This is a genomic window from Mesorhizobium sp. M7A.F.Ca.CA.001.08.2.1 (assembly GCF_003998455.1).
Lineage (GTDB): Bacteria > Pseudomonadota > Alphaproteobacteria > Rhizobiales > Rhizobiaceae > Mesorhizobium > Mesorhizobium ciceri.
Genome location: NZ_RZPW01000262.1, coordinates 1 through 7,727, shown reverse-complemented (window position 1 = coordinate 7,727; position 7,727 = coordinate 1). Strand labels below are relative to the sequence as shown.

The window sequence follows — 7,727 nt, the reverse complement described above, 5'->3', positions numbered from 1 at the left end:
ACACGGCGTCACCCTGCCGTATAAGGCCATGTTCGGCCTCGAAAGCAAAGATAGAATCCGGCTGTGTTTCTCGCCGACTGGCCCGGCCTGTCGCGGCAAGCAAGCGAATTGCTGGTCGAGCGCGGTGCGCGCATCGTCGGCTCGGACTGCCTGTCGATCGATTGTTTCGGCAGTGAGGATTTCCCGGCGCACAATACACTGCTTTCAGCCGGCATCCTGATCGGCGAGAATTTCGCCCGGCTTGGGGAAGTGCCACCACTGTGCTTCCTGATCAGCTTGCCGCTGGCGATCGAAGGCGGCAGCGGATCGCCGCTACGCGCCATCGCGCTGGTCGAGAGCTAATTCCGGCTCATGAGAAGTCCAACTGGACCTTCAGCGTTCGCTGCGGTTCCTTCTCGATAAGGTCGAAGGCGGCGCGTGCATCCGCCGCCGCGAAGACCTGCGTGATCATGCCTTGCGGGTCGAGCCGCTTGTCGGCCAGCCATTCGACGACGCGCGGCAACAGCCGGCGGTTCAGGCGCGAGCCGACGATGGTCAGTTCCTTGCGCACCACTTCCTGCTGGCTGAGATTGGATGGGGCATCGGAAAAACCGAGCAGGCCGATGCGGCCCGCCGGGCTGGCCAGCCGGCAAGCCTCGTCAAGAAGTGCGGGAATGCCGGCGCCGTCAATGACCAGCGTCGGGCCAAGACCGTCATTTTCACCGCGCACCGCGGCCGGCACGGGATCGCGCACGGAGTGGATCACCCTGTCGGCACCGAAGCGGAGCGCTCGCTCGAGGCGGGCTTCGTCGATATCGGCCACGATGCAGCGTGCGCCCTTGAGCTTGGCGACCTGCAGGACAGTGACGCCGACCGTGCCGGCGCCATAGATCAGCACCGTGTCCTCGGGTCCGCAACCGGTACGATCAAGCACATTGGCGGCGATGGAAAACGGCTCGGCCAGTGCCGCCAGCCCAAACGGCATATCTCCTGGAACCGGTATGGCATTTGCCGCAGGCACCGCTACGAAGGCGCGAAAACCGCCGTCGCGGTGAACGCCCATCACTTCGAGGTTGGCGCAGACATTGGAGCGGCCGACCCGGCAGGGATAGCAGTGGCCGCACGACACCACGGGATCGACCACCACGCTGTCTCCCACCGCTATGCCGGTCACATCGCGTCCGAGCGCGGTTACGGTGCCGGCGAATTCATGGCCGATGATGCGCGGATAGACGGCGAACGGGTTGGAGCCGTGCAGGATGTGAATGTCGGAGCCGCAGATACCCGCACGGCTGACATGGACGACGACTTCGCCGGCGCCGGGCTCTGGCATGGTGCCCTGCCGGACTTCCAGCGACCGCGGCGCGCGAACGAGAACTTCAAGCATGGTCTCACCACTTGTATACTAGTCGACCAGTGACTCAACTTCGTTGTGCAGTCAAGCTGCAAGCGCGCGTGGCGGTAGTTCCCCAGGGAGATCGAGCAAGGTCGAATGCGAGGTGACTGCCTGCCGCGACGCTCAACTCGCCGGCGGTGCTCATGGTCAAGATTTGTTGACCTCCACACAACCAGAAATGACTACCGCTTGCCTATTCGTCGGACCATAAGACAGGCCGTGTGATCAGGCCTCGGCTGGCCTGCCGCACAGAAGGCGATCTTGCCTTTGAACGCGGATGCGCCAACTGGGGTAGAGCAGCCGCCTGCATGACGGAATTGGCCACAGCATTGGAACAGCCTCAATTTGCCACCGAGCGGGACCCGAGGCTGAGACTGATTATCCCGATCATCGTCGCCATCGCCTTTCTGATGGAGCAGCTCGATTCCACCATCATCACCACCGCGATCCCCGCCATCGCGCGCAGTCTCGACACGACGCCCGTCAGGCTGAACCTGGCGATCACCACCTACATCCTGACGCTGGCCGTATTCATTCCCGTCAGCGGCTGGTTCGCCGACAGATTCGGCGCACGAAAAGTGTTCGCGCTGGCGCTTTTCACCTTCACCCTCGGCTCGGCGCTGTGCGGGATGGCCAACAGTTTCGGCATGCTGCTGGCGATGCGCGCCCTGCAGGGGCTGGGCGGCGCCATGATGACACCGGTCGGGCGGCTGATCCTGCTGCGCAGCTTCCCGCGCAGCGGGCTGATCACCGCCATGACCTACATGACCTTGCCCGCCATCATGGGGCCTGTGATCGGGCCGCTGCTCGGCGGCCTGTTGACCACTTACGCGTCATGGCGCTGGATATTCTATGTCAACGTGCCATTCGGTTGTCTCGGCATTCTAGCGGCGCTGCGCTTCGTCGACGATTTCCGCGAGGAAGCGGTGCAACGCTTCGACTTCGCCGGGTTCCTGATGGTCGGATGCGGCGTGGCCCTGCTGCAGTTCGGGCTGGAAAGCATCGGGAGGCCGATCATCTCTGTTTCGGCGACAGCGTTGGTGTTGGCCGCCGCGATCCTGCTGCTGCTCGCCTTCGGGCGCTATGCGCGCCGCGTCGTCGCACCGGCGGTCGATCTGACGCTGTTTCGATTTCGCTCGTTCTGGGTCGGTACGCTGGCAGGCGGCCTGTGCCGCGTCGGCCTCAACGGCGTGCCTTTCCTGTTGCCGCTGATGCTGCAGGTCGGCTTTGGTATGAGCCCGGTCACCTCGGGCTCGCTGACATTCGTCGGCAGCTTCGGCGCCTTGCTCATTCGGCCGCTGCTGTCGCCGCTGTTGCGGCGCTTTGGCTTCAATGTCGTGCTGATCGGCAGCGCGATGGTGGGCTCCGCCGCCGTGGCGGGATTTGCCTTGATCGAGGCCGACACGCCGCATTGGATGATCGGCCTCTACGTCTTTGTCTTCGGGATCATCCGGTCGGCGCAGTTCATGACCTCCAACACGCTGTCCTATGCCGACCTGCCGGCCGACAAGCTCAGCCGCGCCACCAGTCTCGGCGGCGTCCTGCAGCAACTCAGCGTTTCCCTGGGCGTTTCGATCGCCGCCATGGTGTTGGGCCTAGTCGCAGGAGAGACCCACATCGTGACAGCGGAACGCTTCCACCAGGTGTTCCTGCTGACCGCGGTCATCCCGCTGCTGTCCATTCCTGGTTTCCTGTACCTGCGTGCCGAGGACGGCGTGCAGGTCAGTGGCCACGTTCGACCGGGCAATTCGCGCAAATGATGCCGAATGCGGATTGCGATCGAAGGATTGCCTCACCGGATCGGTCGATTATCATGAACGGTGGATAACCCGCATGGCCAAGGGCTGCTCCGCAGCGCTGTTGGCGGCAGATGGCGCGGAAAGATTGCGATAGCGAAGCTGGAAACAAGACCGATGTGGGTCAAGGAGCTTTCATCTGGCGAGAAGTTGGCCATCGCCACCGACTGCGAGCGTTTCATCGCCGATGTTCTGAAGCCACGGTTCATCCATGGCCAGCTGGATCGGCTCGACCATCCGCTCGACATCTTCGGCAAGTGGCGAGGAAGCAAATACGGGTTTTCCGCGCGCTATCGTTCGGATGACGGTGAAGAATTCAACACCGCCTTCGCCCGGCTCGACCATGTGGAGGAGCATCTCGCCGAGACCCGGTTCGATCTCATGTGGTACAGGCACACCGGAGCATGGTGGCGGCTGCATGCGGCCGTCACGTTGGACGAGGCCCTGCGTCTTATCGCGGCTGATTCAAGGCTCCAGCCGCCACTATGAACCGCAAGAACAGTCGCCCCCGTTTCGATGTTGATGCCCTGCGCGACCTGGTCGGCAACAAGGTGTACTCGCGTGGCGAGGCCTATTGGCGTGACGGGCTGGTGCAACTGCTGACCGTTGGGTCTAAGCGCGTGCTGGCACAGGTTGCCGGTACGGAAGACTACCGCGTTGAACTGATGGGGCCTGCCGAGTCGATCGAAGGTTCGTGTTCTTGCCGTGCTTTCGGGGATTGGGGCTATTGCAAGCATTTGGTGGCAGCGGCGCTGGCGACAAATGCGGCGGGAAGCGATGGCGAAGCGGAAGGTGCAGGCATGTTCGCGCGTATTCGCGAACATCTGGAGGGCAAGGACAAGACAGCACTTGTCGAGATGATCGTGGATATTGCCGAGCGCGATCCGATCCTGTTGCGCAAGCTGGAAATGGCCACGCTGGCTACACAAAGTGGCGACGAGGTGACACTCGAGGCGCGCCTCGGCAAGATGATCGACGGCGCAACCGCCACGAATGGCTTCGTGGACTACCGCGAGGCTCCCGACTGGGCGCAAGGCGTCAAGGAAGCGCTCGATGCGATCGCGGCCCTCCCGAGCAAGCATGCCGACATCATGCTGAAACTGGCAATTCAAGTCATCGATCAGGTCGAGGCTGCCCTGGAGAACATTGACGATTCCGACGGCCATTGCGCGCCGCTTCTCGACAGGGCATGCGAAATCCACCTACAGGCTGCCCAGGTGGCGCCTTGCGTCTCTGTTTCCCTGGCGCGTGACCTTTTCGAACGCGAGATCAATGGCGACTACGACACCTTCAGTGGCGCGGCCGGTCGCTACAGCGATGTCCTCGGTGAAGATGGATTGGCCGAATACCGTCGCCTCGCCACAGAGGCCTGGGAAGAATTGCCCGCAACCGCCGGCAAGAGCCGGACCGGTCACATACTGAATGGGGATCACTACAGGCTGCGGGAAATCCTCGATTTCTTTGCCGAACGAGATGGCGACGTCGAGGCGCGCATCGCGCTTCGCGCCAAGCATCTGTCGTCACTGGAAGCTTATCTGCAAATCGCCAAACTCTGCCTCTCGTACGGTCGCGCCGATGAGGCCTTGCGCTGGGCCGAGGACGGCCTGTGGCTCTTCGAGGACGATCGGCCCGACGAGCGGCTTGTTTTCTTTGCCGTCGAACTGCTGACCACAGCCGGTCGCGATGCAGATGCCGAAGCACATCTATGGCGCGCATTCGAAAAGGCGCCGAGCCTGGAATTGTATCGGCGGCTGTGCAAGACGGGTGGCGTGGCAGCGCGCGATCGGGCGGTCTCGCGTCTCCAATCCAGATTGGCGGGCGAGAAGTCATCCAAGTGGCACTATCCGGCCGAACTGCTCATCGGCATCCTGATCGAGGAGAAGCGGTTCGACCTGGCCTGGGCGAACACGCGCGAACATGGTGCTTCCGATGGACTGAAGGAAAGGCTCGCACGGGCCAGCGAAGCCACCCATCCGCGCGAAGCGCTGACGATTTATGCCGAACGCGTCAACCGGTTAGCCGAGTTTGGTGGCAATGATGCCTACGCAGAGGCGGCGGCATTGATCGGCCATATGGCCGGCCTGCGCGGGGCATCCGAACACGCCGCTTACCTGGCGGATGTAAAGACCCGCTTCGGCCGCAAGCGCAATTTCATGAAGCTGTTGGCCTGACATGCGACGAGCGGCGATCGAGGAACAAGACCGTTATATGCTGGAACGCCAGCGGCAGTTCCGCGCGGCGGCGGATGTCGTTGCCGATGCCTGGACGCGTTTTCGCGAGGTGGCAGCGGTGGCCGTCATAGGCTCCGTCGCCAAGCCGCTCTGGAAAGAGGTGCCGCGCTTCAGCGAATTCCGGCGCGCACGGATCGAGGTCTGGCATGAATGCAGCGATCTGGATCTGGCACTCTGGCTCGACTCGCAGGAACGCCTCGGCGAACTGCGCCGTGCCGCCGCGCTTGCCCTGCGCAAGGCGTTTGAGAAGGGAACAGGGATCAGTGTCGCCGATCATCAACTGGATATTTTTCTGATCGAACCCGGCACCGACAATTATCTGGGCCGGCTCTGCAAGTTCAGTCAATGTCCGAAAGGGAAAATCGACTGCCTTGTCCCCGGTTGCGGCGAGATCGCCTTCAACAAGCGTGTCGCCGACTTCACGCCGTATGACGATTTGCTCGCCCCGGCCGAAGGTGGAATGCTCTATAGGCGAGGCGTTGGCCGGGTCCGCTCCGCGCATGACCTGCCGCGGACCGGCTGAAAGACGGCAGGGTGAGCCTACCGCTTGACGTCGCAGGCATCGCGCCGATGCCTCCGAAAACGGCAACTCTCGCAGTTTCCAGCGCCGCACGAAAGCGGTGTGTATACGGGCATACTTATATCCGCGCGGGCGGTTTTCCATTAGGCTGATGCGAGGTGGACGGGAGCATCGATTGCGAGGATTTGCGGAAAGCGTGATGCAGGGGCCGCGAACTGTGGCCGAACAGGTCGCCAATGTTCTGCGCGAAGCGATTGCCAGTGGGACCATCAAGGCGGGCACTCCGCTGCGCCAGGACGAATTGGCCGAGCAGTTTGGCTTCAGCCGCATGCCAATTCGTGACGCCCTTCGCCAATTGGAAGCCGAAGGTATTGTTTCCATTCATCCGACAAAAGGCGCGCAGGTCGCCCGGATGGACGGCGCCGAGATCAGTGAAATCTATGCGCTGCGCGAATTGCTCGAATGCGAGGCGTTGCGGCTTTCGCTTCCCAATCTCGCCGGTGACAGGCTCGACGAGGCGGAACAGGTTCTCGATCAGATCGACGCGGAGCGCAATGTCGGCCGATGGGGCGCGCTGAACCGTGCCTTTCATCTGGCTCTCTACGATGCCTGCGGCAACAATCGATTGCTGGCCTTAATCGAGGCGCACCACAATGCCGCCGATCGCTACGTCCGCATCCTGCTGTCGAACCTGGACTATCGCAGCCGCTCGCAGACGGAGCACCGCGATCTGCTGGCCGCCTGCCGGTGGCGCGACGGCGACAGGGCCATAGGCATTCTGAGGCAGCATCTTCGCGAGGGAAGCGAGACGCTGGTCAGCGCGATCAGGGAAGATGGCCTGTCGCGAAAATCCTGACGACATGGCTTGAGTTGCCTCCGCACGATCACTGCCACATATTGCAACATCGCTACTCGATCCGAGGATCATCATGTCCCCCGACAGCAGCCTGCCGGCGCGCGCCCTTGCTCCACGTCGCCACGAAGAGATCCTGCGGCGGCTGGGCGCCCAGGGGTCTGTCAGTGTCGCCGAACTGGCCGGGTTCTTCGATGTCTCGCGCGAAACCATCCGCCGTGATTTGAAGCTGCTGTCGGATAAGGGACGGCTCGGCATCGTCCATGGCGGCGCCGCCCGCTTCGAGCCGAGCGAACCGGCAATGAGCTTGCGCAGCCACGAAAATGCCGGAGGCAAGGCCGCGATCGGCAGGCTGGCCGCCGGTCTTGTAAAGGACGGCATGGTGGTGTTCCTCGATTCCGGCACCACCACATTGGCCGTCGCACAAGCCATGGCCGACCTGCGCGATCTCACCATCTGCACGGCGAGCCTGAAGATCGCGCTTCTGCTGTGCCACGTCTCAGGCATGCGCGTGCATGTGCTGGGTGGCGAAGTCGATCCGGGCGAGGAAGCGGCCTCCGGCATCGACATGCTCGAAGCCATGTCGCGCTTTCGCGTTGACATCGCGTTCCTCGGTGGTGGCGCGCTGTCGCCCGACGGCGAGGTGACCGATTTCACCCGCGCCGGCGCCGAACAGCGCAGCCGCATGATCGCGCTTGCCGCCAAAACCTACTTCGTTCTCGACAGCAGCAAGTTCGCAAAGCTGACGCCGCTCAGGATTCCGAATTTTCAACGCGCCGCCGGCGTGATCGTCGACGCGAAACCGCAGGCTGACATCGCTGAAGCGCTTGCGCGCAAAGGGCCTGAGCTGATGATTGCCTCTTTGATGTGATATTTTGTGGTATTTTGTGTTGATATTTGGAATTCGGCTGCTATGATCCAACCGGTGTCAAAACGGCAGGATGTCCCATGG

8 protein-coding genes are annotated in these 7,727 nt (G+C 62.5%); 7 read left to right on the top strand and 1 reads right to left on the bottom strand.

Annotated elements, in window-relative coordinates; all coding sequences use genetic code 11:
- Nucleotides 1-63 precede the first annotated feature (63 nt).
- Complete coding sequence (locus EN914_RS17005) at nucleotides 64-342, top strand: cyclase family protein (RefSeq protein ID WP_127389165.1); 279 nt, start codon at nucleotides 64-66, stop codon at nucleotides 340-342.
- A gap of 7 nt (nucleotides 343-349) precedes the next feature.
- Here EN914_RS17005 and EN914_RS17000 read toward each other — a convergent pair whose 3' ends face one another.
- On the bottom strand, nucleotides 350-1,366 hold the full coding sequence (locus tag EN914_RS17000) for a Zn-dependent oxidoreductase (protein WP_024502472.1): 1,017 nt from the start codon (nucleotides 1,364-1,366) through the stop codon (nucleotides 350-352).
- Between the two features lie 317 nt (nucleotides 1,367-1,683).
- Between EN914_RS17000 and EN914_RS16995 the strand changes: the two genes are divergently transcribed.
- The 6 genes from EN914_RS16995 (at nucleotide 1,684) to EN914_RS16970 (ending at nucleotide 7,646) form a co-directional block, all read left to right on the top strand.
- Nucleotides 1,684-3,135: a DHA2 family efflux MFS transporter permease subunit gene (locus EN914_RS16995; protein WP_024502473.1), complete on the top strand. Its 1,452-nt coding sequence runs from the start codon at nucleotides 1,684-1,686 to the stop codon at nucleotides 3,133-3,135.
- 186 nt (nucleotides 3,136-3,321) lie between these two features.
- Nucleotides 3,322-3,660, top strand: a complete 339-nt coding sequence (locus EN914_RS16990; RefSeq protein ID WP_245462031.1) for a hypothetical protein — start codon at nucleotides 3,322-3,324, stop codon at nucleotides 3,658-3,660.
- Nucleotides 3,657-5,342, top strand: coding sequence for an SWIM zinc finger domain-containing protein (locus tag EN914_RS16985; protein WP_024502475.1), 1,686 nt, complete (start codon nucleotides 3,657-3,659; stop codon nucleotides 5,340-5,342). Before EN914_RS16990 ends, EN914_RS16985 begins: the two co-directional genes overlap by 4 nt.
- Nucleotide 5,343: 1 nt before the next feature.
- Nucleotides 5,344-5,925, top strand: a complete 582-nt coding sequence (locus EN914_RS16980; protein ID WP_024502476.1) for a hypothetical protein — start codon at nucleotides 5,344-5,346, stop codon at nucleotides 5,923-5,925.
- A gap of 196 nt (nucleotides 5,926-6,121) precedes the next feature.
- Nucleotides 6,122-6,778, top strand: coding sequence for a GntR family transcriptional regulator (locus EN914_RS16975; protein ID WP_032898886.1), 657 nt, complete (start codon nucleotides 6,122-6,124; stop codon nucleotides 6,776-6,778).
- Between the two features lie 73 nt (nucleotides 6,779-6,851).
- Nucleotides 6,852-7,646 (top strand): DeoR/GlpR family DNA-binding transcription regulator, encoded by a 795-nt coding sequence (locus EN914_RS16970; RefSeq protein ID WP_024502478.1) that lies wholly within the window; start codon nucleotides 6,852-6,854, stop codon nucleotides 7,644-7,646.
- The last annotated feature ends 81 nt before the right edge of the window (nucleotides 7,647-7,727 follow it).